Here is a 25,574-nt window from a genome sequence, read left to right on the forward strand (position 1 = left end):
TAACAACCGACCCTGTGCTGTGGTTGAATTCGCCCCTTACTTTTTCGCACGTGGTTAACATGCATTACATTCAGAGTCTGATGAGTTTTATAGAGGGAAACAGAGTGCTGTCGATCAGCTTTAGCCTGTTGCTGCTGATCGTGGCCGGGCTGGTCACTCACCTGATCTGCAAATTCTTCATCGTCAAAGTGATCAGGAAGGTCTTTTTCAGCAGCCATAAAAAGGGTGTGCCACTGGATAAGGACATTCGCCTCTCTCAGAAGCTGTCAAATTTTGTGCCGGTAATTGTGGTCTACAACTTTCTGCAATTTATGCCAGGCCTGCCTGAAAACCTGAAAGTGGCGATTCAGACCATCTGCGGCATCCTGTTTTTTGTCTATCTGTCGATCTTCTTCAACGAAGTGCTGGAGATTGTTAACAACTCCTATACGCGCAAATCCAAGCGCAAGAATCACTCGATCAAGGGCTATATCCAGATTGGCAAAATCCTGGTGCATATCATCGCCGCAATCATGATTCTGGCGATTATGTCCAATAAGTCACCTGCCATTATTATCTCCTCGCTGGGTGCGGTTGCCGCGGTGCTGATGCTGATCTTCCAGCATACGCTGCTGTCGCTGGTGGCGAACATTCAGCTCTCCTCCAACGATGTCCTGCAACTGGGCGACTGGATTGAGATGCCGGACAGAAACATCAGCGGCGAAGTGATCGACATTGCGCTGCATACCATCACCATCCGCAACTGGGATAACACTATTTCACGTATTCCGACCAAGAACTTCCTGACCGAAACCTACACCAACTGGCAGGCGATGTTCTCGTCGGGTGCGCGCCGCATCATGCGCAGCTTTCATCTGGATCAGAAGTCGATCACCTTTGTGAATCAGGAGATGCTGCAATCGATGAGCCAGATCCGCCTTGCAGGCGAAACGATCACTGAGCTGCTGGATGGACGCGATATCAATGCCGTCGGCGAACGCTGGTTTATGGAGAACGGCATCACTAATCTGATGGTGTTCCGTAAATACCTGTCTGCCTGGCTGGCCCAACGCGATGACATTATGAAAGAGATGTATATCGTGGTACGACCGCTGAAGCCGTCGCCGGATGGGCTGCCGGTGGAGATCTACTGCTTCACCTCATCAATTTTCTGGGCGGATTATGAAAATACCCAGGCGGCGATTTTTGAGTATATCTATGCAATAGCCCGCGTGTTTGAACTGCAAATCTACCAGCATCCGGCAGGTTCCGATTTCGCCCGACTGGCTCAGCCACGGCCCGAGAGCCGGGATGCGCAGCAGAGCGGCATACAGTAACCGATGATGCGCGGTGGCAATCTCCTGCCACCGCCGTAGTAAACTTAGCTAAGCCTTAGCTCTTGCTGAGCGCATAGTTCAGCACTTTGTCATTTTTCATCTGCACGGTCAGCGTCTGCCCCTCGGTGGTGTTCAGGGTGCGCGCCTCGCTGTAGGTCCATTTCAGCAGCCGCTGTCCGTCCGGGTAAGGCGTTTCACTGTCAGGCTGACCAAACAGCGCAATCAACTGAGCTTTGGTGGTCTGACCGGCATGAATCTGCTGCAGATTACTGTTGTCCAGCCGATGTCCGACCCGATTAGAACAGGCGGCGAGCAGTAAAAGCGTGGCTAACAGAACGCGTTTCCTCACGTAACATCCTTTTGAAGTGTTCAGCGCCGCAGGTCATCCAGTACGACCTGCGCGATCGCGCTTAAGCTTATAGCGAATCCTCGCTATCCGGCAGGGTTTTCTGCGCCTGCACCGTCTCCTTTCCCCAGGCAGAGGCCGATTCAGGGTAATTAACGCAAATTAATGCCACCAGACACCTCGCCGCCCTGCGATTGCAACATCTTAGTCTATGATTACTTTCTGTATGCCGCGTGGAAGCGGTCTCACTCCCCCCTTCCCGCCGCATAACGCTGAACATCAGTCCTGCGTTCTGGCTGAAGAGACGCGCCAGCCCACCTGGCATCCTGGTCTCGCTGCACGGTTTATGATTTCTGACGCTTACGTCATCGACATCCTTTTCACGCGGTGGCCACCATCGCGTATTTCCAGGCTAAATGAGGCAACTGAATGGAATCCAAATCTTTTTTCAAAAGTTGGGGCGCTGAACGGGTTGCCAGTGATGAGGTGCGTTTCCGCCTCTGGGCAACCGGTCAGCAACGCGTGACGCTGCGGCTCTCCGGTAAAGACATTGAAATGACACCGCAGGCGGATGGCTGGTTTGAAACCCAGGTCGCGGGTGTGGCAGCAAATGCCGAATATGATTTTGTGCTGGCGGATGGCACGGCCGTGCCCGATCCCGCCGCCCGTGCTCAGAAAGCGGAGGTTAACGGCCCGTCGCTGGTGATCGATCCTGATGCGTATCAGTGGCAAAACACAGGCTGGAAGGGCCGTCCGTGGCAGGAGTCGGTAGTGTACGAACTGCACATCGGCACCTTTACGCCTGAAGGCACCTTCCGGGCGGCAATTGAAAAACTGCCGATGCTGGCTGAAACCGGCATCACCATGATTGAAGTGCTGCCGGTGTCGCAGTTTGGCGGTAATCGCGGCTGGGGCTACGATGGCGTACTGCTCTATGCACCCCATGCTGCCTACGGTTCGCCCGATGATTTCAAAGCCTTTATCGATGCGGCGCACGGCCATGGTCTGTCTGTTGTGCTGGATATCGTGCTGAACCACTTCGGCCCGGAGGGCAACTATCTGCCGCTGCTGGCGCCAGACTTCTTCCACAAAGAGCGCCAGACGCCGTGGGGCGCGGGTATCGCCTATGACGTGGATGCGGTACGCCGCTATATCGTGGAAGCGCCGCTCTACTGGCTGCAGGAGTTCAATCTGGATGGCCTGCGCTTTGACGCCATCGATCAGATTGATGATCCGAGCGAAAAACATGTGCTGATTGAGATTGCTGAGCGCATCCGCGCCACCATTACCGACCGCCCTGTTCATCTCACTACCGAAGACTGCCGTAACGTCACCTTCCTGCATCCGCGTGATGAAAACGGAGAAGCGCCGCTGTTCACCGGCGAATGGAACGATGACTTCCATAACGCCGTGCATGTGCTGGCAACCGGTGAAACGCACGCTTACTACCAGGATTTCGCCGACCAGCCGGAACAGCGGGTCGCGCGGGCGCTGGCCGAAGGCTTTGTCTATCAGGGCGAGGTTTCACCGCAGTCGGGTGAGCCACGCGGCGTGAAAAGCAGCCGTCAGCCGCCTGTCGCCTTTGTCGACTTTATCCAGAACCATGATCAGACGGGTAACCGTGCACAGGGCGAAAGGCTGGTCTCGCTGGCAGGTGCAGAGCGGACGCAGGTGCTGCTGGCCATGTTACTGGCCTCGCCGCACATCCCGCTGCTGTTTATGGGTGAAGAGTATGGTGAAACCCGGCCGTTCCTGTTCTTTACCGATTTCCACGGCGATCTGGCGAAAGCTGTGCGTGAAGGTCGCGCCCGCGAGTTTGAAGGCCATGCCGGTCACGGCGAAACGGTGCCGGATCCCAATGATGTCACCACCTTTGAACAGTCGAAGCTTAACTGGCCGCGCACAGAAACGCCGGAAGGTCAGCAGTGGCTGGCGCTGACGCGTCATCTGCTGGCGCTGCGTCAGGAACATATTGTGCCGCTGCTGCAGACGGCCGGGGGTGATGCCGGTCAGATAGTGAAAACGTCAGAAGGTTTCCTGGCCGTTCGCTGGGACTTCCCGCTGGGTACACTGTCACTGGCGCTGAACGTCGGCGACAGCACGCAGCCGATCCCGGATTTACCGGGCGAAACCCTGTTTGCCTGGCCGCAGACCGCCACCGAACTGATTCCCAACGCGATTGTCGTGCGTCTGGAAAAGAGAGAAGCAGAATGAATATTCCAACCGCAACGTACCGCATTCAGTTCCGCAACGGCATGACCTTTGACCGTGCGGCGGCGCTGGTGCCCTACCTGAAACAGCTGGGTATCAGCCATCTCTATGCGTCGCCGATCTTCAGCGCGACCGCAGAGTCGACTCACGGCTATGACGTGACCGACGTTAACCAGATCGAGCCGTCGATTGGCGGCCGTGAAGGCTTTGATCGCATGGCTGGCGCACTGAAAGCCGCCGGTCTGGGGCTGATTCTCGATATCGTCCCTAACCATATGGCCGCCTCGCTGGAGAACACCTGGTGGCGCGACGTTATTGAGCATGGCGAACAGAGTCGCTATGCCCATTATTTCGATATCGACTGGTCACGCCGCCTGACGCTGCCGTTCCTCGGTGACACTTTTGAGGCGGTGCTGGAAAAAGGTGAAATCAGCGTGCAGCGGGATCCGCAAACCGGCAAACCGGCGCTGGCCTACTTCGATAATTTCTATCCGCTGAAGCCGGAGACCTGGCAGGATCGGGAAGAGGCCGTACTGGCCCTGCGTGATGCCGCACAGATTGCTGAACTGCATGACCAGCAGCCGTGGCAACTGATCTCCTGGCGCGATGCGCCCAACAATCTCTCCTACCGTCGCTTCTTCGAAGTGACCGGTCTGGTGGGCGTGCGTGTGGAAGATAAAACGGTCTTTGATGCCGCACATCAGCTGATCCTCGAACTGGTCCACAGCGGCGCGGTGCAGGGATTGCGCGTTGACCACGTGGATGGTCTGGCCGACCCGCGCGGCTATCTGGAGCAGTTACGCCAGGCTGCCGGTCCCGACTGCTATCTTACCGTGGAGAAAATCCTCGGCGACAATGAACAGCTGCCTGACGAGTGGCCGGTTTCCGGCACCACCGGGTATGAGTTTATGGCTGCTCTCGCCAATCTGCTGGTCGACAGCGACCGCCTGAGCGGCCTGCGCAAGGCGTATCAGGCCGTTATCGGCAAAACCGTTGACATGAAAGCAGAGCTGCGTGCCGCCAAACTACTGATGGCGAACCGCAATTTCGCCGGTGAATTTAACCGGTTACAACAACTGGCACTGAAGATTGCCGATGCAGACGGCAAACCACAGCCGGAGGCGGAACTGAAAAATGCGCTGCGGGAACTGCTGGTTGCCTTTCCGGTTTATCGCACCTATGGCACGCCAGAAGGCCTGACACCCGCCGACACCGCGCTGCTGCAACAGGTGGTCAGCGAGGTCAAAGCCAGCGACCACGCGCCAGACACCCAGGCGCTCGACTTCCTGACGCGTATTCTGCGCGCTGACGTTGCCGACGCTGCTCGCGACGATGCCACGCAGTTCCGCACCCGCTTCCAGCAGCTGACCGGGCCGTTGATGGCGAAGTCAGTCGAGGACACCCTCTTCTTCCGTCAGCATATGGCGCTGGCGCTGAATGAAGTCGGCGCTGAACCGCTGGCACGTCACTTCTCGCTGGATCAGTTTCATGCCGAGATGCAGGCGCGGCGCGAACATCAGCCTGATGCGCTGTCAGGCACCTCAACGCACGATACCAAGCGCGGTGAAGATGCCCGTGCGCGTCTCTATACGCTGACCGAAGCGCCGCAGCGCTGGGCCGAGTGCGTCAGCCGCTGGCGGGAGATCAATCAGGACCATGTCGTTCGGCTGAAAGATGGTCCGGCACCGGAGCCGGCCGTCGAGTGGATGCTGTATGAAGCACTGGCCGGGGTCTGGCCCACGACGCTTCAGCCGCAGGATGCCGACGGCCTGGCGGCGCTGGAAGCCCGCTTTGTGGTCTATGTGGAGAAAGCGCTGCGTGAAGCCAAACTCCGCACCGACTGGGCCGATAACAACGACGCCTATGAAGAGGCGGTGCTGGGTTATGCCCGTCACCTGCTCGCGCCCGCTAACAGCGCATTCCTCAATGACTTCTGCCAGTCGCTGCAACCCTTTATGCGTGCCGGACTGGTTAACAGTCTGACCCAGACCGTGGTGAAACTTACCGCACCTGGCGTACCCGATATTTACCAGGGCAGCGAGGCGCTGGACTTCAGCCTGGTCGATCCCGATAACCGCCGCGAGCCTGATTTCGATGCCCTGGCGGCGATGCTTACCGCGCCACAGCACGACGGCAGCGAAGCACACTGGCTGCGTGGTCAGGTCAATCAGCAGGCAATTGTGAAGCTGCTGGCGCTGCGTCAGGCGCAGCCTGAGCTGTTCCGTCGCGGCGACTATCTGGCGCTGTCGGCGGAGGGCGAGCAGCAGGATAAGGTGCTGGCTTTTGCCCGCACGCTTCAGGATCAGGCGGTGATTGTGATTGTGTCACGCCGGGTGTTTAACGCGCTGCCAGAGAATCTCGATCAGCCACCCGCCGCGCGCTGGGCTGATACGGTTATCGCCCTGCCTGCAGCACTGGGCCAGCGTGAGTATCAGGATGTCCTGAGCGGTAAAACGCTTGATGCAGGCGACCAGTTGCCGCTTACAGCGCTGGCGGCACAGTGGTGCGCTGTGCTGGTCGCAAAATGAAAACCGGCATTAATGTTTTATACGCGTCAATCTGTTCATTGAATAACGAGGCATAAATGTCAAACAGTCAGCGTTTTGAAATTACGGCGGGTTACAGCCATTTACTGGGGGCAAACTTTGATGGTCAGGGCGTGAACTTCGCCCTGTTCAGCGCCCACGCCGAGCGGGTTGAACTCTGTCTGTACGATCCCAGCGGCAAAACGGAAATTGCCCGTCTGGAACTGCCGGAATATACCCATGAAGTGTGGCACGGCTACATTCCGGGGCTGAAACCCGGCGCGCTCTATGGCTATCGCGTCTATGGCCCTTATGATCCGGAAAATGGTCATCGCTTTAACCCGAACAAGTTACTGCTCGACCCGTACGCGCGTGAACTGGCAGGTGATATCGCCTGGAACGAGGCACACTTCGCGTACGATCTCTACCACGACGATAAAGATCTGACGTTCGACACCCGCGACAGCGCACCGTTTACACCAAAGTGCCGGGTTATCGATCCTAATGAATTCGACTGGCACGATCAAAACCGCCCGAACGTGCCATGGCCGAAAACCGTCATCTATGAAACCCACGTCAAAGGCTTCACGCAGCTCAACACGGCACTGCCACCGGAGATGCGCGGCACCTTTGACGGCATGAGCCATAAATCGACCGTCAACTACATTAAAAGCCTGGGCATTACCTCGGTTGAACTGCTGCCAGTGCACTGGTTCCCGGATGATCAGCATCTGCTGGATAAAGGGCTGAAAAACTTCTGGGGTTACAACACGCTGGGCTTCTTTGCGCCCGCGACCCGCTATTTCGGGCCGCGCGGCATTCAGGGCTTCCGTGACATGGTGCGCGCCTTCCATGATGCCGGTATCGAAGTGATCCTCGACGTGGTCTACAACCACACCGCCGAGGGCAATGAGCTGGGCCCGACGCTGTCGTTTAAGGGCATCGATAACTTTTCCTATTACCGTACGATGCCAGACCAGCATCGTTACTACATCAACGACACCGGCACCGGCAATACCGTCAACACCTCACATCCGCGCGTGCTGCAGATGGTGCTCGACTCCCTGCGTTACTGGTCAGAGTCGATGCATATCGACGGTTTCCGTTTTGACCTCGGCACCATTCTCGGTCGTGAGCCCGATGGATTCGACCCGCGCGGCGGCTTCTTCGATGCCATCATGCAGGACCCAATCCTGTCGCAGAAAAAGCTGATTGGCGAACCCTGGGATATCGGTCCGGGCGGCTACCAGGTGGGCAGCTTCCCGCCTGGCTGGGCAGAATGGAACGATCAGTACCGCGATACCGTGCGTGATTACTGGAAAGGCAACAACGTCTCTACCGACTTTGCCGCCCGCCTGCTGGGGTCTGGCGACCTTTACGATCAGCACGGCCGTCGTCCGTGGGCCAGCGTCAATTTCATTACCGCACACGATGGCTTCACCCTCAACGATCTGGTGTCGTACAACGACAAACATAACGATGAGAATGGCGAAGATAATAACGACGGTCACAACGACAACCGCTCATACAACTACGGCGTTGAAGGCCCGACCGATGACGAAGGCATTAACGCGGTGCGTGAGCGTCAGAAACGTAACTTCCTTGCAACGCTGATCTTCTCTCACGGCACGCCGATGCTGCTGGCAGGCGACGAATTTGGCCGCAGCCAGATGGGCAACAACAACGGCTACTGTCAGGACAGCGAAATCTCCTGGGTACACTGGGATAACCTGCCAGAGTCTGCTGAGGCACTGCGCGAGTTCACTCGTCAGATCCTGACGCTGCGTGCTCAACAGCCGTTGCTGCGCCGCGAAAACTGGCGCGACGGTATGGATATCAAATGGTTTAACGCCGGTGGCGGCTTCCAGCAGTCTGAGCAGTGGGATGAAGGCTCAACGCTGGGGGTTTATATCGGCCGGCCGGATCTGCAGACCGAGGAAGGCATCTGGCATGACGTACTGATGCTGCTTAACCCGTTTGAAGGCAATGTGCCGTTCCGCATTCCGCAGTTCGGTGAAGGTGGCTGGGTGCTGGAGCTGACCACCAGCGACACCGCGAAGCGCGGTCTGGTGATCACCAAAGAGAAGGATTTCGAACTGGAAGGACGCAGTTTCGCCCTTTTCAGACGTCCCTAGCCGTTAACTCCGGTTAAAAAGCCGTCATCTGGCGCAGCGCATTTCGCGCTGCGCTTGTGTTTCTGCCAATGGGTGCCAGGCTTAACCGGTTGTTAATAGTAAGAATTGATGCTGATAAGGAGGCATGATGTCCAGATTTACGCAGAAAGTTGTGGTTGTGACAGGTGCCGGGTCCGGCATTGGCGAAGCCAGCGCGAAGCGCTTCGCTGAAGAAGGGGCATCAGTGGTGCTGGTGGGACGTACCGCACAGAAACTGGAAGAGACGCTGGCTGGGATGACACCGGGCGACCACCTGGTGGCAGCATGCGACGTCTCAGAAGCCGAACAGGTTAAGCAGTTGTCAGAAACCGTGCTGAAGAAATATGGCCGTGTTGACGTGCTGGTGAATAATGCAGGCGTTATCGTGCAGGGCCGCGTTCATGAAGTCGGACTCGACGCATGGAAAACCCTGATGAAAACCGACCTTGATGGCGTTTTCCATGGTGTGCACTATTTCATGCCTGCCCTGCTAAAAAGCAAAGGCAACGTGGTCAACATCTCTTCCGTTTCCGGCTTAGGCGGCGACTGGGGCATGAGCATTTATAATGCAGCCAAAGGGGCGATTACCAACTTCACCCGTGCGCTGGCTATGGACTACGGCGCAGATGGCGTAAGGGTCAATGCAATCTGTCCTGGCTTTACCTTAACCGATCTGACTGAAGATGCCAGTCAGGACCAGGAATTGATGGAGCGCTTTTACGATCGTATTCCGCTGCAGCGCGCCGGGAAAGCCGATGATATCGCCCATGCCATTCTGTTTATTGCCAGCGAAGAAGCCAGTTATATTACAGGTGTTAATTTGCCGGTCGATGGCGGAATTACCGCATCAAATGGTCAGCCTAAGCAGGCATAAATATCAGGGCAGCGTTATTACGCTGCCTGTATATTCTGAGCACCTGCCCTGATTAATTCGCTTTATTCTCTTTTTTATACAGCAAATTAATGTGAATACATTAATGTCTTGGCGTATGACGGGTTGGCGTTGCCGCACGCGCCGTTTTAATTGCCGTACTGCTACTGGTCGGGCAAATAAACGTGCTCAGGCAGGCATTACAGAGCATAGCATTTGCGTGATGAACTTTTGCCACGGCCAGCGCCTGCTGGCGGGTATAAAGTGAACCAATAAAAATGCGTTTGTCGTTCTTTGACAGATTAACGCAACCTTCTTTGTGTAAAATCCATCCACCCATGGGGCGCGGGCACAGATAATAATAGCTGGCTTTAAGCATGGTAGTCATCCTGATAGTTGCTGTATGTATCTTAAAAAACGAACCAAAATTCGTAAGAGGTTTTTGTTGTAATCTGAAGTGTTACTAAACTAACTGAGAATTATCCCTAAAACCACTTTATTGCGTAACTCAAACTGACTTTGAGAATATACCCTTTTTTGCCGTTTACATCGCTTCAGGCATTCGACGCACTGAAACATTCCCACCCGTTTTACACCCCCGATTGTATTTGTAATGCTAATGCATCAATAAATCAGCAAAACTTAAAATAATGCATTAAAAACAACAGTCTAATGATTAAACCGGCAAGCATTCCCTGTAAGTACCCTCCGTTATGATTAGAATCACAACTAACAAAATTAACCCCCGCCGGGGTAAGTATGAGTATTGATAAACAGAGACTGAAAAAGAAAAAAAGCAGCCTCCAGCGCCCCTTTAAGCGAAGCGCCAGTGTGCCCGCCGTCGGGGATTTATCAATACCGCCGTGTGCAAAGAATAGGAATGGGCTTGAAAAAGTAAAACGATCGGTTTACTTTTGAGTCATGAAAAAGAGAAACGATATCATTCAGGCTGCCGAGCGGCTCTTCTACACACATGGCTTTCACGCCACCAGCACCGATCAACTCTGTCGGGAAGCCGGCGTCTCTACGCGTACGTTTTATCATCATTTCGCTTCACGCGAAGCACTGACCTCTGCCGTGCTGAGTGCGCGCGAGCAGCGTTTTATGGCTGAACTGCTGCCACCGCAACAGCCAGAGGCGATAGAGCAGCTGTTTGTGGTGCTGGGCGACTGGACCAGGGCGAACGGTGCCCACGGCTGCTTCTTCCTGAAAGCCTGGGGGGAATACGCTGAGCGTGACAGTGAGCTGGCCGCTCAGGCACTGGCCTTCCGTGCCACAATGCGCCACTACATAACACAGTGTGTGACGCATCTGTACGGTGCTGAAGATCGGCAACTGAGTGATGCCATCTGGATACTCTTCGAAGGCGCGATTACTACGGCGCTGCTCACCGGTCCCGCCGCAGCCCGACAGGCGGCTCAGGTCGCCCGTCAGCTACTGCGTCAAAACGGCGTGACCGGATGAGATCGTCTACCGCCCTGGCACTCACCGGCTTCAGTCTGATCGCCGCGACTTATGGCATGGCCCGCTTCTCATGGGGATTGATGCTGCCCGCTATCTCGTCAGATATCCCGTTTACCCCACAGCAGGCGGGGCTGCTGTCGGCATGCAGCTTTGCGGCTTACTGCTTCACTATTCTCACTTCAGCCGCGCTGACAGATCGCTATGGCACACGCGTGACCGCGCTGCTGGCCTCACTCAGTGCAACGGCAGGTCTGCTTCTGCTCGCCAGTGCCTCGTCAGTACTGATGCTGGCGGCCGGACTGTTTATCGCCGGATTGAGTTCTGGTCTGGCTTCACCCGCACTGGCCGCGGCAGTCAGTCACAGAATTCCTGCAGCACGTCAGCCGCGCATAAATACGCTGATTAATGCAGGTACCAGCGCGGGCATTATCCTGACGGTAGTGATCCTGAGCATGCTGCCAGGCGGCTGGCGCGCGGCCTGCCTGCTGTTTGCCCTGCTATCACTGTTCTGTGTGCTGCCGGTAATACGCGTGTTAAAGGATCAAGCGGCGGAACGTACCTCCAGAGTGCGTCACTGGCAGCAGCGATTGTATCGCCGCGCTATGCGTCAGCTGATGGGTATCGCGCTGACGTCGGGCCTGGTCAGTGCAGCCTGGTGGAGCTTTGGGTCGGCGCTTCTGCGTCAGCATGTCGGTGTTGATGCAGATACCGCCCGCTTACTCTGGCTGATTGCGGGAAGTGCAGGCATTGTGGGTGCGGCAACCGGCCTGGTCGCTGCCCGTATAGGGCTAAATGGCGTTTACCGGCTGTCATTGTGTGGTATGGCACTGCCGCTGCTGGTGCTGGCCCTGAGTCATGGTGAATCTATCGGCTTAGGTATCGCGGTTGCCTGTTGCGGCGCAGGTTACGTTACCCTGTCGGGCGTGCTGTTGGTCTGGGGCGCTCGCGCCACCGCCGAAGACCCGGCGACTGGCGTCGGCATCCTGTTTTTTATGCTGGCGGTAGGTCAGGTTGTGGGATCGCTGCTGTTTGGCCAGCTCTACGCCTGCTGGGGTGCCACTACGGCCTTAACGCTCTTTGCGATCGTTGCTCTGCTGTTGCTGTTTGTTTTACCGGCAGAGAACAGCGGTGAGGCGGTTAAATAAACAGGGGGAGATGAAAGAAATAAAATCGCCGGCAAACGTAATTAATAGTCGCTAACGTGCCATGCCAGACAGCCCGAAAATAGGTATCCGGAGAATGAGGCGTAATAATTTTACGTGGCGGACTCTATCGCGTGATAACAATCACCCGCGCGAATCAGATAGCGCGGATATTTTTAATGCGAGGATTAATTTGCTGCTGGAGTAAATCGTCTTCAGGACCCAGGTAATAAGGCACAGCGCACTGCTTACCGTCTTTAGTGAAAATAATCTGATTGTCGTGCAGAAATAGCGCCGTGAAATGGCCCAGCACCACGCCATTTAATTCAAAGCAGTGATTTCTGGCTGCATGCAGCCCCTGCTTACTATTCAGAAAATCCACAAATCGCATCACGCCACGCCTCCAGATAAATAATCGCCCCTGCCCTGATTGCAAAGATAATAACGTTAACTCTGGCCCGGATCATCTGACGAACACCGTTTTCAGAATAGGCTTAACCGCCATTGAGTCGTGGCACTAAATCCACCTGTTTTATTTAACTATACCTGCCAGGACTTTTCCTGGAGAACGGCGCTATAAAAATCATTGAAAGGCGAAATATTTATATTGCGACCTCTTACCTCTCGCTATACCGTTGTTTTTTCACCAGGTGCAGATTTTTGGGGTAAAACCAGATAATGGAAATTTTTGAGGCTGATGAGCGCCACATCACAGCGATTCAGCAAATCTACGCCTGGCATGTCATTAACGGAACCGGCTCCTTTGAGACCGTGCCGCCCGACGCTGACGCGATTGGCGAGCGGATAGGTAAAGTTCAGCAGGCGGGCCTGCCGTGGTTCGTCGCTGTCAGTGAAGGTGACGTCCGTGGATTTTGCTATCTGGCCCCCTATCGTCCACGGCATGCCTACAGGCATACGCTGGAAGACTCTATTTATATCGATCCCGGATTTCAAAAGCGTGGAGCCGGTTCACATCTGTTAGCACATGCCATCAGGTGGGCTGAGCAGGCAGGATATCGCCAGTTGATCGCTAACATTGGTGACAGCGAGAATCAGGGTTCGATTGCCCTGCATCGCGCCGCGGGCTTTGAAATGACCGGCATTCTGCGATCGGTGGGTTTTAAACAGGGCCGCTGGCTGGATACCGTTTTTATGCAGCGTACTCTGGGACTGGGCGATTCAGCGTTACCGAGTAAAGACTAAATATTGCGCTGGCGAGAAAGGCACACGGCCCCACGTTCTCCCGTAGAGAACCTTCTGGTAAAGTGTGTTAACAAAAATTAAAAATTCCGGAAAACTTTATGTTGTCGACAATCATTTATCGCAGCCACATTACAGAGAATGTGCCGCTGAAAACCCTGAATGATCTGGCGTTAAAAGCGAATAAAATCAATAAATCATCCAATGTCACCGGAATTTTGCTGTTCAATGGCACGCACTTTTTCCAACTGCTCGAAGGTCCAGAGGCGGCGGTTAAGGCGGTCTACAGCCGGATTTGCCAGGACCCGCGCCATCATAATCTGGTCGAACTGCTGCGTGACTACGCCCCAGCGCGTCGTTTTGGTCACGTCGGAATGGAGCTGTTCGATCTGCGGCTGCATGATAAAGAGACGGTGCTGGAAGCGGTGCTGGCAAAATGCACCACGAAATATCAGCTGACCTACGCTGATCGTGCCCTGCAGTTCCTGCGAACTTTTGTCGAAGCGCGGGAAAAAGAGAACTATTTTGAAATTCCAGCCGCCAGCGGCTGGACGTTTATCCGTAACGAATCAGAACAGCGCGAAGGCGACGCGGCACTGTTGGCTGAGAATGCCGTCAGCTTTGCTTTTCAGCCTATCGTCGATCCTTTTGCCTGCGAAATTGTCTCGCTGGAGGCCCTGCTGCGTGGCCCACAGGGTGAATCCCCGCTGGCCTATTTTTCCCGATTGTCTCGGGAGCAGCTCTATCAGGTTGATCTGACCTCTAAAAAGGTCGCGTTTGCCCAGGCAAAGCAGTTGGGGATCGAGGGGATGACCTTGTCGATCAATCTGCTGCCGATGACTCTGGTGGAAATGCCCGACGCGGTGCCGTTTTTGCTGGCTGAGATTGCTGCCCAGGGGCTGGTACCGGAGCAGATTATGGTGGAATTCACCGAGAATGAAATCATCTCGCAACCTGAGGCATTTGAAGCCGCTATCAGGCAGCTGAAAGCCGCCGGCATCAGCCTGGCGCTGGATGATTTTGGTGCCGGCTTTGCCGGGCTTTCGCTGCTGACCCGCATTCAGCCCGACAAGATTAAGATTGATCGTGCCATCATTTCGGATGTGCATAAAAGCGGGCCCAAGCAGGCGATCATTCATGCCATTCTGAAATGCTGCTCCTCGCTGGAGATCGGCGTTATCGCCGAGGGCATTGAAAAGCCAGAAGAGTGGATGTGGCTTGAAGCGGCAGGCGTGACTCAGTTCCAGGGTTTCCTGTTCTCACAACCGCAACTTAATGGCCTTGCAGCCGTCGCCTGGCCCGAGCTGGTTTAATTCCACTGCGATTTGGATGAATTTTCAATCCCCTGCCTTGCTGGATTTCCCGGCGGCTGCTAAATAATTAACAGCGCCGGGGGATCATCTTTCTGTCATCTTCCCGCGTCACAGTCAGACCTTACCCAGTCAGTGATTAAATGTTTAGCAGTCAGATGTTCAGTGTTTAGGCCAGCGCTACGCGCCATGCGTGCGACGTGACTCCAGGGACAGCATTTGAGGAACTGAATGAAGCAAATCATCCGCGGTGATAAAGAGCCCTCCCATATCCTGGCAGCGACCCGTGCGCTTGAAGCGCACTACTCACGCTACGGAGAAGGTAATAAGTACCATCCCATTATCTATTCTATCGCCTACCGCAGCCGGTTTTACCAGGTTGAGGTGATTACCCGACGCGAAACCATGGTTGCTACGGTCATTACCGGAGTCCGCAATCTGACGCACCTCTCCGGCGCCGCCTGACGGCCGCTTGTCATAGCGCGGGGGCAAAGTGCCCCCGCCATCCCCGCTTAACGGCGATAGAGAGAATTGGCCGGATAGATTGCGCCAATCACACTCTTTTCCCGTGCGCCCGTTACCGCAGGCAGATTGCCCGGCAGGCCGGAGAGTGTGCGAAACGCCAGCCACGCAAATGCCAGCGCTTCCATGTCATCGCCACTGATTCCCGCCGCATCAGTAGGGGTGACTTCCGTTCCAGGAAGATGCGCCGCCAGGCGCGCCATCAGCTGGGGATTACGACTCCCGCCGCCACACACCAGCAGACGGTCGCAGCCATCATTGAGTAACACCTGCTGCGTGATAGTGATGGCGCTCAGCTCAACCAGTGTGGCCTGCACATCCTGTGGGGCCAGCCCCGGGAAATAGCGCAGATGCTGTTCAAGCCAGCCAAGATTGAAGTGTTCGCGCCCGGTGCTTTTCGGCGGCGGCAACGCAAACCATGGCTCACGCAACAGCGCCTCCAGCAGTGGCTGAATCACGGTTCCGCTGCGCGCCCACTGTGCATCTTTGTCATACGGCTGCCCCTGATTGCGCCAGATCCAGGCATCCAGCAGCATATTCCCAGGGCCGGTATCAAAGCCGCGCACTGGCTGACCCGGGATGAGCAGCGAGAGATTGGCAATGCCACCAATATTCAGCACCATGCGGCGTTCAGTGGCATCCATCAGCAGCGCCTGATGAAAGGCAGGCACCAGCGGCGCACCCTGCCCACCCAGCGCCATGTCACGGCGGCGGAAGTCACCCACCACCGTCACGCCGGTCGCCGCGACAATCTGATTATTGTCACCTATCTGCAGCGTATTAGGTGCGTCACTCTGGGGCTCATGCCAGACGGTCTGACCATGACAGCCAATCGCCGTGATGTCACTGGCCTCCAGCGCTTCACGCTTCATCAATGTCACCACGGCTTCAGCAAAGAGCTGGCCGAGGCGGGTATCAAGCTGGCCAAGCTGCGACAGCGTCAGAGTTTGCCCCTGACACACTCCCAGAATCGCCTGACGCAGCGCGGCTGGCATCGGATGGCAGTAGCTTGCCTGCTGTGCCACCATATTTTCATCAATGGCAGCCAGCACCACATCCACCCCATCCAGGCTGGTGCCTGACATCACACCGATATAGCGTCCTGATTTCATAGCTATTCCTTACTTCCGGCAGGAAGTGCAATTCGTCTGCGGCTAGCCTGACAAATAATGATCGCTAATTCTATGATTAAATTGTTTTTATCCAATCGTGCTCACTGATAACGTTATGGGACTATTTTTAGACCACGATTGAATTATTGTTAATCCTGCATAGTCTATGCTTCGTTCAACCGTGTTTTATTCGGACAGGGATTAATTTGCCAGGTTTGTGTCTTATACTGTGTGCAGGATACAGCGGTAAACGTGGCGCCTTCTCGACTAAAGGAGTTTCAAATGATTAAGCGTGTAATTGTGGTCGCTCTGACCGGTGCTATGCTCGCAGGTTGTAGCAATACCAGTACGCTGTCGGGTGATACCTACAGTGCCAGTGAAGCAAAGCAAATCCAGAGCGTTTCGTACGGTACCTTAGTCTCCGTTCGTCCTGTGAAGATCCAGGGCGGCGATGAGAGCAACGTCATCGGTGCCATTGGTGGTGCGGTGTTAGGTGGCTTCCTGGGTAATACCATTGGTGGCGGCACCGGACGTAGCCTGGCGACAGCCGGTGGTGCCGTTCTGGGTGGCGTTGCGGGTCAGGGCGTTCAGGGCGCAGTGAATAAAACGGATGGCGTAGAGCTGGAAATCCGTAAGGATGATGGCAACACCATCATGGTGGTTCAGAAGCAGGCCGCCTCGCGCTATTCTGTTGGCCAGCGTGTTGCAATGGCATCCAACGGCAGCCAGGTGACGGTTTCACCTCGCTGATGTTGTGAAACAAAAAACCGACGCCTGTGCGTCGGTTTTTTTATTTCTCTTTGTTCTGAAGTTCGAGAATATTTTTCTCAAGCCGGGCGATCAGCGTCACCATCTGACGGATCTCTTCCTGGCTGATGCCGGAAAGAATGTCATCCCGCGTCTCATCAATTACCGTCTCAACCTGTTCGATAATTGGCTCAGCCTGCTGCGTCAGCTTAATTCGCTTGGCACGACGATCGTTAGCGCAGGTCGAACGGGTTATAAGTCCTTTCTCTTCCAGCTGATCCAGCGTGCGCACCAGCGAAGGTTGTTCAATCCCAATTGCTTTGGCTAACTGAATCTGCGACTGTTCTGGCGGCAGTTGATGAATATTGTGCAACGTCACCCAGTGTGTCTGAGTCAGCTCAAGCGGTTTCAGCCGCTGATCAATCAACGCGCGCCAGATGCGCACCAGGCGAGATAAATCCGTTCCGAGGGGCGTATCCATTTCATCTCCTTATAATTAGCTTGCTAGCTATCAAGCCAGATTTTACACTATTCTGCGAGTTTACAGGACAAATTACAAATCCCGGGCCAGGCCACGATAACGCGGCAGCGCATCCCGTCTGCTGTTTGGGTTAACGAAGGATGTTATCACGTGCTCACTCCTGCTTTTTCAGGTGAGAACCCGCTGACCGATCTGGTGGTTGGCGCCTCACTCTTTTTCCCGCCGATGTTCAAGGCGGTGATCCTCGGTTTCTTTTTCTGGCTGCTGATTCACCCGCTGGTGCGCGGCTGGATCTACTCCGGTGATATCTGGCATCCCACCCTGTTTGATCTCTCGCTGTTTGTGCTGTGCGTCACCGCCGCTCTCTGGCTCATCGGTCATGGATAATCGATATGAAATTTAACGCGGTAAAATATTTTTCAACGCTCATTGTCTTTGCACTGGCGTTACTGGCCGGCGGCTGGCTGTGGAACTACTACATGCAGTCGCCCTGGACCCGTGACGGGAAAGTGCGGGCAGAGCTGGTGGATATCACGCCTCAGGTCTCGGGCCGGGTTACGGAACTGAAGGTCAAAGACAATCAATTTGTGCACAAGGGCGAGCTGCTGGTCACGCTGGACACGGTGCCGTGGCAGATTGCGCTCGACAACGCCGCCGCTCAGCTCAGCAAAGCGCAAGCGGACCTGGCGAAAGCGCAGCACGAGTTTAACCGGCGCAGCAGCTTGCCGCGCAACATCATCTCTGCCGAGGATCTCGATGCGGCACGCTTAAGCGCCGGAGCTGCGGCTGCCAGCACTAAAGCCGCGCAGGCGGAGTGGGAACGGGCGCGCTGGAATCTGCAACAGACAACGCTGACCGCACCGGCGGATGGCTGGATCACTAATCTCACGCTTCGGCCCGGCAGCTATGCCACTGCGGGTTCGCCTCTGTTTGCCCTGGTCGACAGCCACTCTTACTACGTCATGGGCTATTTCGAAGAGACCAAGCTGCGCCATATTCATCCAGGCGCAACGGCACAGGTGGTGCTCTACAGCAGTAGCATGCGGCTGCAGGGCAAGGTAGACAGCATTGGCCGCGCCATCTATGACCAGAGCATTGAGACTGACAGCGGCCTGGTGCCCGATATCAAGCCAAACGTGCCCTGGGTGCGGCTGGCGCAGCGGGTACCGGTACGCATTCGTCTCGATTCGCTTCCGGCCAATGCTGATCTGGTGGCCGGCACCAGCTGCACCATCACCATCCAGCCATGAATGTTCAGTGGCTGGCCTGGGATCAACTGCCCTGGATTAAAGCGAACAGAGGCCAGTGGCGCTATGCGTTACGTAACGCGATCGCCATGTGTCTGGCACTGAGCATCGCCTATGGACTGGATCTCGATGAACCCTACTGGGCGATGACCTCTGCCGCCGTGATCAGCTTTCCCACCGTTGGCGGCGCGATCAGCAAAAGTCTTGGCCGCATTGTCGGCAGCCTGCTGGGGGCCACCGCCGCACTGCTGATCGCCGGCCACACCCTGAACGAGCCCTGGCTGTTTACCTTTGCCATTGCCGGCTGGCTGGCGCTCTGCACCGGCATTTCGAACCACTACCAGAACAACGTCGCTTACGCGTTTTCACTGGCGGGTTACACCGCTGCCATCATCGCTTTCAGCAGCGTGAATATCACCGATATCACCACGCTGTGGACGATTGCGCAGGCACGCGTCTGCGAGGTGATCTCCGGCATTCTCTGCGCCGGATTGATGATGATGGTGCTGCCGAGTACCTCGGATGGCGAGGCGCTGATTACCTCACTGAAGCAGATGCATGCCCGTTTGCTGGAGCATGCGGTGTTACTGCTGCAGCCCTCGGCCAGTGATACCATTCGTGTCGCGCATGAAAACGTTATCAGCCAGATCCTGACCATGAATCTGCTGCGGATTCAGGCGTTCTGGAGCCACTACCGCTTTCGCCGACAGAACAACGTCCTGAACTATGTGCTGCATCAGCAGCTGCGACTCACCAGCGTGCTTTCGAGCCTGCGGCGCATGTTGCTGAACTGGCCCGATGCGCCAGAGCCGCTGTTTGAAGCCTTGCAGCGCCTGCTGGCTGAGCTGGCGAAACCGGCGTGTGATAAATATCGTCTTGCGCAAATCCTGCGCAGCGTGACGCCTGGCGCAGACGGCGACTACCGGCAGCGCGCGTTTTGTCAGCGGCTGCGCTACTTCTGCTGGATGTACCTCAACGTACTGCGCTGGATTCGTCTGCTGGATCGTGCCGATGCCGATACCCGCTTTCAACCCCCGCCGGTTCCGGCGCTGGCGCGCGACAGTGACAGTGCCGAAGCGGGCTGGAGCGCCCTGCGCACCTTCTGTGTGATCGTGCTGGGCTGCGCCTTCTGGATCAATACGCAATGGTCTTCAGGCGCTTCCGCGCTCACCCTGACCGCTATTGCCTGCGTGCTTTACGCCTCCGTGCCCTCACCCGGCGGCAGCGTCACCTTGCTGCTGAAAACCCTGCTGTGGCTGTTTGCGTTCAGTTTTGTGATGAAGTTTGGCCTGATGGTGCAGATCAGTCAGCTGTGGCCGTTTTTACTGTTTCTCTTTCCGCTGCTGGTGACGTTACAACTCTTCAAGCTGCAGCAGAAACAGCGCGCCGGGATGTGGGGACAGTTCATCGTCTTTATGGGCTCGTTTATCGCAGTGACAAACCCACCGACCTGGGATTATCAGGCCTTTTTCAACGATAACATTGCCAAAGTCTGCGGGGTGCTGCTCGCCTGGCTGGCGTTCCAGATTCTGCGGCCCAGCTCTGATGCGCGGCGCAGCCGACGCCATATCCGCGCGCTGCGGCTGGCATTTCTCGATCAGCTGCGGCAGCGGCCCCGACTCAGTGAGAGTCGCTTCGAATCGCAGATTTACCACCGCATCAGCCAGCTCAGCCATAGCCGGGATGAGCAGGCGCGCACCTGGCTACTTCGCTGGGGCGTAGTGCTACTCAACTGCTCACATATTGTCTGGCAACTGCGTGAATGGCGCGCCGATTCGGCGGCCCTGACAGGGTTTCGTGATAGCAGTCTGCACAATCTGCAGCAGATCATCAGCAGCCGTGGCGTGCGCCACACCTCGCTGGATCAGATGCTAAGGGAACTGGAGGAGAGTATCACCGCATTACTGGCGCTGGAAAACAACGAAGCCAGCGAACTGGCTGGCATTATCTGGCGTCTGCGCTGTTCGCTCGCACAACTGAAACAGGCGGTGCCGGCGTAATTACTGGCAATATTGCTGTTGCTGCCGGTTAAAATCTTCCTGCAACTGCTGCAGCGTTTTATGACCTTCAAAGCGGGTTTTATCCATCTCGGTCATCGGTTCAATGACCAGCGCTTTCTCGTCGGGTGAAAAGATGAACCGGCGTGTCAGTTCAGTGCCGGTAAAACTTTGACCGTGGATGCCACCACACACCATCGTCATGGTGCGACGATAGATGGTGGTATCTGTGAAATTGGTTTCGGTTGCGCTACGAAAAACCTGATCACAACCCTGTGCCTCCAGCTTACGCACCCTGCTGCGACTCAGCCATTCACGACCCTGAGCAATCTTTTCACAGGTGGCACGCATCGGGCTGGTATCAATGGTGCGCTGAAGTTCCCGACCGGTTTCGGTCACCAGCTGCGTATCATTGGGTTTATCGCATCCCACCAGCAGCAGACATAGCAGTAATGCGCCCTTGAATTTCATTATCCTGCTCCTTTCCCCATCACGCTTTCTTACCTGAATCAACATCATAGGGGGGAAATGTCAGGGATGGTACAACATTTCATAAACAGTCAGGAGAAAATCGGGCGGCCATTATCTGCCGCCCTGACACTCAGATTACACCGCAGGCATAACGCGCCCCGCCGCCGCCCAGCGGTTTAGGATGATCGGCGTGGTTATCCCCGCCAGCATGCACCATCAGCGCTTTTCCTTTGATCTCGTTTAAGGATTTCAGACGAGGTGCCAGCACCGGATAGGTTGCATTGCCTTTGTCATCGACATAAATCGCAGGCAAATCCCCGAGATGTCCCTCAGCGTAAGGCCCCAGATGTTTGCCACTGTTGGCAGGATCAAGGTGACCGCCCGCAGCACCGGCGGCGACCACTTTGCCTTCAGACTCGCCCGGCTCACAGCTGCCTTTAGCATGGACATGGAAACCATGAATGCCTGGCTGAAGGCCTTTCAGATCGGGCGTGAACTGCAGACCATACTGTGTCTCGTCAATTTTTACCGTGCCAACCGATTTTCCGATGCCTTCAGCGGTAACCTGATGGACCGTAACCTGCTCGCTGGCAGCCTGTGCTGCACCGCAGGCGATCAGGGCGAATAGCGCAACAGCTTTCATTTTCATGATGACTCCTTTTTCATCCCAGGGATTGAGGTAAGTCTGGTCGCTGTTGCGCTATTTTGCTGAAGATTGACGCACTTTTACGCTTCAGGGCACATCAAAACCCAGCGCCGCCTTACGAATGCGGAACCACTGCTGACGTGTCAGCATGACATTCAGTGCACCAGCGGCTTCGCTGACCCGGGATGTTTTACCTGAACCGATAATGGGCAGTGGGCGCGACGGCAGCATCAGTATCCAGGCATAAACGACCTGATCCAGGCTGGTGGCGCCGGTTTCCTGCCGCACAGTTTCCAGTTCGTTACGCAGTGGCTGATAGTGCGGATCGTTAAACAGGCGGCCTCCTCCCAGACAGGACCAGGCCATCGGACGAATGCGCAGTTGCTGGCATTGATCCAGCGATCCATCCAGCAGCACGCTTTGCTGAACCGGTGAAATCTCCAGCTGATTGGTGACCAGCGAGAACGGCAAGCGGGATTGCAGCAGGGAGAACTGAGAGGGTGTGAAGTTTGAGACGCCAAAATGCAGAACCTTGCCGCTCTGATGCAATGCCATAAAGGCTTCAGCCACGTCGTCAGCCGCCATCAGCGGATCGGGGCGATGGATCAGGAGCAAATCAAGGCGATCGGTGTGGAGATGGCGCAGCGAGTTTTCAGCGCTCTGCAGGATATGGTTTTTATCGGTGATGTAGTGGCCAATCTGATGCTCAGGCCGGGCGCGGGTAGCAATACCGCATTTGGTCACAATCTGCAGCTGGTCGCGCAGTCCGGGTGCCAGTTTCAGCGCCTCGCCAAATGCCGCTTCACACTGGTAGTCACCGTAGATGTCGGCATGGTCAACGGTGGTAATGCCAAGCCGCAGATGGTGCTCAATAAACGCGACGCGCTCCTGAGGTGACATGCCCCACTCCATCAGGCGCCAGTACCCCATAACCAGCGGTGAAAATTCTGGCCCCTGTGAAGCGATGGCTTGCGGTTCTAACATGACGTTCTCCCTGTTGCGCGTGGGCTGTAATTAATGTGTCAGAGAGTATAACGGAAAGCGCAAAGTCGTCAGAATAACTCTGGCTGTTGTGGCTCGGGTGGCTCGTCGCCTTTCTGTTGACGCTGCAGACGCTGTCGACGCTGCTGACAAAGGCGTATCACCTCACGCTTTTGCGCATCACTAAAGCGCAGCCAGTTGAACCGCTCATCGCGGCTGCGTAAACATCCCAGGCAGTAACCGCGTGCATCCGTCTGGCAGATGCCGCGACAGGGGCTGGGAACCGGAAAAAACTCAAGCTGCTCGGCCACCACGACTCCAGATTCATTAAATAAAAAGCAAAATCAGTCCACTCAAAAGCGTAGCCTGGTTGCGCAGGAAGAAAATCCTGACCGGTCAGAATTATCCTTTTCTTTCTCTCTGGGGTGAACACTCTGTGCCAAATGCAACAGACTGAGTTGCGTTAGACCGACTGGTCTACTAATCTCAGAGCCATGAATAAGACGCTGCAACGTAATGAAACCCGTGAACACCTGCTCCAGACAGGGGAGACACTCTGTCTTCAGCGCGGCTTTGCCGGAATGGGCCTCAGTGAGCTGCTGACGCAGGCGGCGGTGCCGAAAGGCTCCTTCTACTACTATTTCCGCTCTAAAGAAGCGTTTGGCGTGGCGTTACTGGAACGTTACTTTGCGCGTTTCCTGCAGGATGTCGAGCTGCAGCTCAACCAGACCAGCGGCACCCCGTGTGAGCGTCTGCTGAACCACTTTCGTGCGGCCGTTGAGCTGTTTGTGCAGCAGGGTCACATTATGGGTTGTCTGGGCGTTAAGATCTCCGCTGAGGTATGCGATCTTTCTGAGCCAATGCGTGACGCACTGCAGCAGGGCGCAGCGAAAATCACGGCCCTCTACGCCCGGACGCTGATCGCTGCAGAACAGCAGGAGTCGATGAACCTGCCACAGCCTCCCGCGCAGATGGCGGAATTACTGTCGTTGCTGTGGCTTGGCGCCAGCCTGCAGAGCAAAATTTCCCGTGAGGCGCAGCCACTGCGCCTGGCATTGAGTACCATCGAACAGTGGCTTAAGAGCCACTAATTTTTAAAAAACGCATTTGTAGACGACTGGTCTACTAATCAGGAGCTATTATGGCGAGTACCCAGCTGTTTAATCCGCTGAAAGTCGGCGCAATTACCGTCCCAAACCGCGTATTCATGGCACCGCTGACCCGTCTGCGCAGCATCGAGCCTGGCGACATCCCTACCCCGATGATGGCGGAATATTACCGTCAGCGCGCCAGCGCCGGTCTGATCATCACTGAAGCAACCCAGATCTCTTTCCAGGCGAAAGGCTATGCTGGTGCACCAGGCTTACATACGCAGCCACAGATTGCAGCGTGGAAAGCGATTAACGAAGGCGTGCATCAGGCTGGCGGCCACACCGCCGTGCAGCTTTGGCATACCGGTCGTATCTCTCATAACAGCGTGCAGCCGGAAGGTAAAGCACCGGTGGCTCCCTCGGCGATTGCTGCAGGCACCCGTACTTCACTGCGTGCGGAAGATGGCAGCGTTTATCGCGAAGATACCTCAACACCGCGTGAACTGACCGTGCCGGAGATCAAGCAGATCGTGGCCGATTTCGGTCAGGCTGCGGCCAACGCACGTGAAGCGGACTTTGATCTGCTTGAGCTGCACTCGGCGCACGGTTATCTGATTCACCAGTTCCTGGCACCAGACTCCAACCAGCGTACCGATGAATACGGTGGCAGCATTGAAAAACGCGGTCGCTTTGCGCTTGAAGTAGTTGATGCGGTCATTGCTAACTGGTCTGCCGATCGCATTGGTATTCGCGTATCACCTATCGGCAGCTTCCAGAATCTGGATAACGGTCCGGACGAAGAAGAAGCGGCGTTGTGGTACATCGGCGAGCTGGCAAAACGCAATATCGCCTATCTGCACCTCTCTGAGCCAGACTGGGCCGGTGGTCAGCCTTACACCGACGCTTTCCGCCAGAAAGTGCGTGATCTCTTCCCGGGTGCCATCATCGGTGCGGGTGCCTACACCGTTGAGAAAGCCGATGACCTGATTGGTCGTGGTCTGATCGATGCCGTTGCCTTTGGTCGCGATTACATAGCTAACCCGGACCTGGTTGAGCGTCTGCAGCAGGATGCGCCGCTCAATCCACAGCGCCCGGAAAGCTTCTACGGCGGCGGCGCTGAAGGGTATATCGACTACCCGACGCTGTAATCGTTTTGGGCTGCCGTCCGGGACGATGACGGCAGCCATTATTCAATGGCGATTTTCATCGCTATACTTATCGCCTGGGTCATCCGGCGATGGCGTTTTATTTAAAAGAGGATGTTATGCGTTTACTTCATACCATGCTGCGCGTTGGCGATCTGCAACGTTCAATCGATTTCTACACTCGTGTGCTCGGCATGCGCGTGCTGCGTCAGAGCGAAAACACCGAATATAAATATACCCTGGCCTTTGTGGGCTACACCGACGAGAGCGAAGGTGCGGTAATCGAACTGACCTATAACTGGGGCGTCGATAAGTATGACCTCGGTAATGCGTATGGTCACATTGCACTGGGCGTGGATGACGCGGCAGCTGCCTGCGAACGCATCCGTAAAGATGGCGGCAACGTGACGCGTGAGGCTGGCCCGGTCAAAGGCGGCTCTACCATTATTGCCTTTGTTGAAGATCCCGATGGTTACAAAATCGAGCTGATCGAAAACAAAGATGCCGGCAACGGCCTGGGCAACTAAACCTGCCCCTCAGCCTGCCCGTTCGGGTGGGCTGAATCCCCTTCTCTGCGCTTCATCTGCTGCACCCGG

Annotated in this window: 26 protein-coding genes; 17 read left to right on the top strand and 9 right to left on the bottom strand. The window is 55.8% G+C overall.

Going from position 1 to position 25,574, the window contains the following annotated elements:
- The first annotated feature begins 59 nt into the window (after positions 1-59).
- Positions 60-1,316: a mechanosensitive ion channel family protein gene (locus EE896_RS10350; protein ID WP_003850244.1), complete on the top strand. Its 1,257-nt coding sequence runs from the start codon at positions 60-62 to the stop codon at positions 1,314-1,316.
- A gap of 55 nt (positions 1,317-1,371) precedes the next feature.
- On the opposite strand, the gene EE896_RS10355 is transcribed toward EE896_RS10350, so the two are convergent.
- Entirely contained in the window at positions 1,372-1,665 is a 294-nt protein-coding gene (locus EE896_RS10355) for a hypothetical protein (RefSeq protein ID WP_003850246.1), read from the bottom strand.
- 426 nt (positions 1,666-2,091) lie between these two features.
- Between EE896_RS10355 and treZ the strand changes: the two genes are divergently transcribed.
- The 4 genes from treZ (at position 2,092) to budC (ending at position 9,425) form a co-directional block, all read left to right on the top strand.
- Entirely contained in the window at positions 2,092-3,876 is a 1,785-nt protein-coding gene (gene treZ / locus EE896_RS10360) for a malto-oligosyltrehalose trehalohydrolase (RefSeq protein ID WP_003850248.1), read from the top strand.
- Complete coding sequence (gene treY / locus EE896_RS10365) at positions 3,873-6,401, top strand: malto-oligosyltrehalose synthase (RefSeq protein WP_140915572.1); 2,529 nt, start codon at positions 3,873-3,875, stop codon at positions 6,399-6,401. The genes treZ and treY overlap by 4 nt, the downstream gene beginning before the upstream one ends.
- A 56-nt stretch (positions 6,402-6,457) precedes the next feature.
- Positions 6,458-8,533 (top strand): glycogen debranching protein GlgX, encoded by a 2,076-nt coding sequence (gene glgX / locus EE896_RS10370; protein WP_003850253.1) that lies wholly within the window; start codon positions 6,458-6,460, stop codon positions 8,531-8,533.
- Positions 8,534-8,660: 127 nt separating this feature from the next.
- Positions 8,661-9,425, top strand: a complete 765-nt coding sequence (gene budC, locus EE896_RS10375; protein ID WP_003850255.1) for a meso-2,3-butanediol dehydrogenase — start codon at positions 8,661-8,663, stop codon at positions 9,423-9,425.
- A 100-nt stretch (positions 9,426-9,525) separates the two neighbouring features.
- On the opposite strand, the gene EE896_RS10380 is transcribed toward budC, so the two are convergent.
- The gene (locus EE896_RS10380) at positions 9,526-9,801 is read right to left on the bottom strand and encodes a hypothetical protein (protein WP_003850257.1); all 276 of its coding nucleotides are present in this window, start codon (positions 9,799-9,801) and stop codon (positions 9,526-9,528) included.
- A gap of 542 nt (positions 9,802-10,343) precedes the next feature.
- On the opposite strand from EE896_RS10380, the gene EE896_RS10385 reads away from it, so the two are divergent.
- Together EE896_RS10385 and EE896_RS10390 are read left to right on the top strand one after the other, a co-directional pair.
- On the top strand, positions 10,344-10,886 hold the full coding sequence (locus tag EE896_RS10385) for a TetR/AcrR family transcriptional regulator (protein ID WP_003850258.1): 543 nt from the start codon (positions 10,344-10,346) through the stop codon (positions 10,884-10,886).
- A complete protein-coding gene (locus tag EE896_RS10390; RefSeq protein ID WP_003850260.1) occupies positions 10,883-12,031 on the top strand; it encodes an MFS transporter in 1,149 nt (382 codons plus the stop codon). The genes EE896_RS10385 and EE896_RS10390 overlap by 4 nt, the downstream gene beginning before the upstream one ends.
- Before the next feature lie 154 nt (positions 12,032-12,185).
- Here the strand turns inward: EE896_RS10390 and EE896_RS10395 are convergent, their stop codons facing one another.
- Positions 12,186-12,419: a hypothetical protein gene (locus EE896_RS10395; protein ID WP_003850261.1), complete on the bottom strand. Its 234-nt coding sequence runs from the start codon at positions 12,417-12,419 to the stop codon at positions 12,186-12,188.
- Between the two features lie 287 nt (positions 12,420-12,706).
- Here EE896_RS10395 and EE896_RS10400 point away from each other — a divergent pair, with 287 nt between their 5' ends.
- From EE896_RS10400 to EE896_RS10410, 3 genes are all read left to right on the top strand, one after another.
- On the top strand, positions 12,707-13,231 hold the full coding sequence (locus tag EE896_RS10400) for a GNAT family N-acetyltransferase (protein ID WP_003850262.1): 525 nt from the start codon (positions 12,707-12,709) through the stop codon (positions 13,229-13,231).
- A gap of 98 nt (positions 13,232-13,329) precedes the next feature.
- Positions 13,330-14,541, top strand: a complete 1,212-nt coding sequence (locus tag EE896_RS10405; RefSeq protein WP_003850263.1) for a diguanylate phosphodiesterase — start codon at positions 13,330-13,332, stop codon at positions 14,539-14,541.
- 228 nt (positions 14,542-14,769) lie between these two features.
- The gene (locus EE896_RS10410; RefSeq protein ID WP_003850264.1) at positions 14,770-15,003 is read left to right on the top strand and encodes a DUF4060 family protein; all 234 of its coding nucleotides are present in this window, start codon (positions 14,770-14,772) and stop codon (positions 15,001-15,003) included.
- A gap of 47 nt (positions 15,004-15,050) precedes the next feature.
- On the opposite strand, the gene anmK is transcribed toward EE896_RS10410, so the two are convergent.
- Positions 15,051-16,172 (bottom strand): anhydro-N-acetylmuramic acid kinase, encoded by a 1,122-nt coding sequence (gene anmK, locus EE896_RS10415; RefSeq protein WP_003850265.1) that lies wholly within the window; start codon positions 16,170-16,172, stop codon positions 15,051-15,053.
- A gap of 282 nt (positions 16,173-16,454) precedes the next feature.
- On the opposite strand from anmK, the gene slyB reads away from it, so the two are divergent.
- Positions 16,455-16,922, top strand: coding sequence for an outer membrane lipoprotein SlyB (gene slyB, locus EE896_RS10420; RefSeq protein WP_003850267.1), 468 nt, complete (start codon positions 16,455-16,457; stop codon positions 16,920-16,922).
- A gap of 40 nt (positions 16,923-16,962) precedes the next feature.
- Here slyB and slyA read toward each other — a convergent pair whose 3' ends face one another.
- On the bottom strand, positions 16,963-17,400 hold the full coding sequence (gene slyA / locus EE896_RS10425) for a transcriptional regulator SlyA (protein ID WP_003850268.1): 438 nt from the start codon (positions 17,398-17,400) through the stop codon (positions 16,963-16,965).
- Between the two features lie 150 nt (positions 17,401-17,550).
- On the opposite strand from slyA, the gene EE896_RS10430 reads away from it, so the two are divergent.
- The 3 genes from EE896_RS10430 to EE896_RS10440 are packed head-to-tail and all read left to right on the top strand — an operon-like array spanning position 17,551 to position 20,647.
- Complete coding sequence (locus EE896_RS10430) at positions 17,551-17,787, top strand: DUF1656 domain-containing protein (RefSeq protein WP_003850269.1); 237 nt, start codon at positions 17,551-17,553, stop codon at positions 17,785-17,787.
- Positions 17,788-17,792: 5 nt separating this feature from the next.
- Entirely contained in the window at positions 17,793-18,650 is an 858-nt protein-coding gene (locus tag EE896_RS10435; protein WP_003850270.1) for an efflux RND transporter periplasmic adaptor subunit, read from the top strand.
- Positions 18,647-20,647, top strand: coding sequence for an FUSC family protein (locus tag EE896_RS10440; protein WP_140915571.1), 2,001 nt, complete (start codon positions 18,647-18,649; stop codon positions 20,645-20,647). The genes EE896_RS10435 and EE896_RS10440 overlap by 4 nt, the downstream gene beginning before the upstream one ends.
- Here the strand turns inward: EE896_RS10440 and EE896_RS10445 are convergent, their stop codons facing one another.
- The 4 genes from EE896_RS10445 to EE896_RS10460 form a co-directional block, all read right to left on the bottom strand.
- Complete coding sequence (locus tag EE896_RS10445) at positions 20,648-21,115, bottom strand: hypothetical protein (RefSeq protein WP_003850272.1); 468 nt, start codon at positions 21,113-21,115, stop codon at positions 20,648-20,650.
- A 130-nt stretch (positions 21,116-21,245) separates the two neighbouring features.
- Complete coding sequence (gene sodC / locus EE896_RS10450; RefSeq protein ID WP_003850273.1) at positions 21,246-21,764, bottom strand: superoxide dismutase family protein; 519 nt, start codon at positions 21,762-21,764, stop codon at positions 21,246-21,248.
- Between the two features lie 84 nt (positions 21,765-21,848).
- Positions 21,849-22,745 (bottom strand): aldo/keto reductase, encoded by an 897-nt coding sequence (locus EE896_RS10455; protein WP_140915570.1) that lies wholly within the window; start codon positions 22,743-22,745, stop codon positions 21,849-21,851.
- Between the two features lie 68 nt (positions 22,746-22,813).
- Positions 22,814-23,053, bottom strand: a complete 240-nt coding sequence (locus tag EE896_RS10460) for a DUF1289 domain-containing protein (RefSeq protein ID WP_003850275.1) — start codon at positions 23,051-23,053, stop codon at positions 22,814-22,816.
- Positions 23,054-23,236: 183 nt separating this feature from the next.
- On the opposite strand from EE896_RS10460, the gene EE896_RS10465 reads away from it, so the two are divergent.
- The 3 genes from EE896_RS10465 (at position 23,237) to gloA (ending at position 25,505) form a co-directional block, all read left to right on the top strand.
- The gene (locus EE896_RS10465) at positions 23,237-23,833 is read left to right on the top strand and encodes a TetR/AcrR family transcriptional regulator (RefSeq protein ID WP_110411480.1); all 597 of its coding nucleotides are present in this window, start codon (positions 23,237-23,239) and stop codon (positions 23,831-23,833) included.
- A gap of 50 nt (positions 23,834-23,883) precedes the next feature.
- Entirely contained in the window at positions 23,884-24,981 is a 1,098-nt protein-coding gene (nemA, locus tag EE896_RS10470) for an alkene reductase (RefSeq protein ID WP_003850277.1), read from the top strand.
- 116 nt (positions 24,982-25,097) lie between these two features.
- On the top strand, positions 25,098-25,505 hold the full coding sequence (gloA, locus tag EE896_RS10475; RefSeq protein ID WP_008926200.1) for a lactoylglutathione lyase: 408 nt from the start codon (positions 25,098-25,100) through the stop codon (positions 25,503-25,505).
- Positions 25,506-25,574: the final 69 nt, after the last annotated feature.

Source organism: Pantoea eucalypti, from assembly GCF_009646115.1.
Lineage (GTDB): Bacteria > Pseudomonadota > Gammaproteobacteria > Enterobacterales > Enterobacteriaceae > Pantoea > Pantoea eucalypti.

What these genes read in the sequence shown, in the direction of transcription:
- nemA (WP_003850277.1), top strand. Translation starts at nt 23,884, where the DNA reads ATGGCGAGTACCCAGCTGTTTAATCCGCTGAAAGTCGGCGCAATTACC.
- EE896_RS10440 (WP_140915571.1), top strand. Translation starts at nt 18,647, where the DNA reads ATGAATGTTCAGTGGCTGGCCTGGGATCAACTGCCCTGGATTAAAGCG.
- EE896_RS10400 (WP_003850262.1), top strand. Translation starts at nt 12,707, where the DNA reads ATGGAAATTTTTGAGGCTGATGAGCGCCACATCACAGCGATTCAGCAA.
- EE896_RS10385 (WP_003850258.1), top strand. Translation starts at nt 10,344, where the DNA reads ATGAAAAAGAGAAACGATATCATTCAGGCTGCCGAGCGGCTCTTCTAC.
- EE896_RS10380 (WP_003850257.1), bottom strand. Translation starts at nt 9,801, where the DNA reads ATGCTTAAAGCCAGCTATTATTATCTGTGCCCGCGCCCCATGGGTGGA.
- treZ (WP_003850248.1), top strand. Translation starts at nt 2,092, where the DNA reads ATGGAATCCAAATCTTTTTTCAAAAGTTGGGGCGCTGAACGGGTTGCC.
- anmK (WP_003850265.1), bottom strand. Translation starts at nt 16,172, where the DNA reads ATGAAATCAGGACGCTATATCGGTGTGATGTCAGGCACCAGCCTGGAT.
- EE896_RS10435 (WP_003850270.1), top strand. Translation starts at nt 17,793, where the DNA reads ATGAAATTTAACGCGGTAAAATATTTTTCAACGCTCATTGTCTTTGCA.
- EE896_RS10445 (WP_003850272.1), bottom strand. Translation starts at nt 21,115, where the DNA reads ATGAAATTCAAGGGCGCATTACTGCTATGTCTGCTGCTGGTGGGATGC.
- EE896_RS10455 (WP_140915570.1), bottom strand. Translation starts at nt 22,745, where the DNA reads ATGTTAGAACCGCAAGCCATCGCTTCACAGGGGCCAGAATTTTCACCG.
- gloA (WP_008926200.1), top strand. Translation starts at nt 25,098, where the DNA reads ATGCGTTTACTTCATACCATGCTGCGCGTTGGCGATCTGCAACGTTCA.
- EE896_RS10405 (WP_003850263.1), top strand. Translation starts at nt 13,330, where the DNA reads ATGTTGTCGACAATCATTTATCGCAGCCACATTACAGAGAATGTGCCG.
- sodC (WP_003850273.1), bottom strand. Translation starts at nt 21,764, where the DNA reads ATGAAAATGAAAGCTGTTGCGCTATTCGCCCTGATCGCCTGCGGTGCA.
- budC (WP_003850255.1), top strand. Translation starts at nt 8,661, where the DNA reads ATGTCCAGATTTACGCAGAAAGTTGTGGTTGTGACAGGTGCCGGGTCC.
- EE896_RS10465 (WP_110411480.1), top strand. Translation starts at nt 23,237, where the DNA reads ATGAATAAGACGCTGCAACGTAATGAAACCCGTGAACACCTGCTCCAG.
- EE896_RS10350 (WP_003850244.1), top strand. Translation starts at nt 60, where the DNA reads ATGCATTACATTCAGAGTCTGATGAGTTTTATAGAGGGAAACAGAGTG.
- slyB (WP_003850267.1), top strand. Translation starts at nt 16,455, where the DNA reads ATGATTAAGCGTGTAATTGTGGTCGCTCTGACCGGTGCTATGCTCGCA.
- treY (WP_140915572.1), top strand. Translation starts at nt 3,873, where the DNA reads ATGAATATTCCAACCGCAACGTACCGCATTCAGTTCCGCAACGGCATG.
- EE896_RS10410 (WP_003850264.1), top strand. Translation starts at nt 14,770, where the DNA reads ATGAAGCAAATCATCCGCGGTGATAAAGAGCCCTCCCATATCCTGGCA.
- slyA (WP_003850268.1), bottom strand. Translation starts at nt 17,400, where the DNA reads ATGGATACGCCCCTCGGAACGGATTTATCTCGCCTGGTGCGCATCTGG.
- EE896_RS10390 (WP_003850260.1), top strand. Translation starts at nt 10,883, where the DNA reads ATGAGATCGTCTACCGCCCTGGCACTCACCGGCTTCAGTCTGATCGCC.
- EE896_RS10395 (WP_003850261.1), bottom strand. Translation starts at nt 12,419, where the DNA reads ATGCGATTTGTGGATTTTCTGAATAGTAAGCAGGGGCTGCATGCAGCC.
- glgX (WP_003850253.1), top strand. Translation starts at nt 6,458, where the DNA reads ATGTCAAACAGTCAGCGTTTTGAAATTACGGCGGGTTACAGCCATTTA.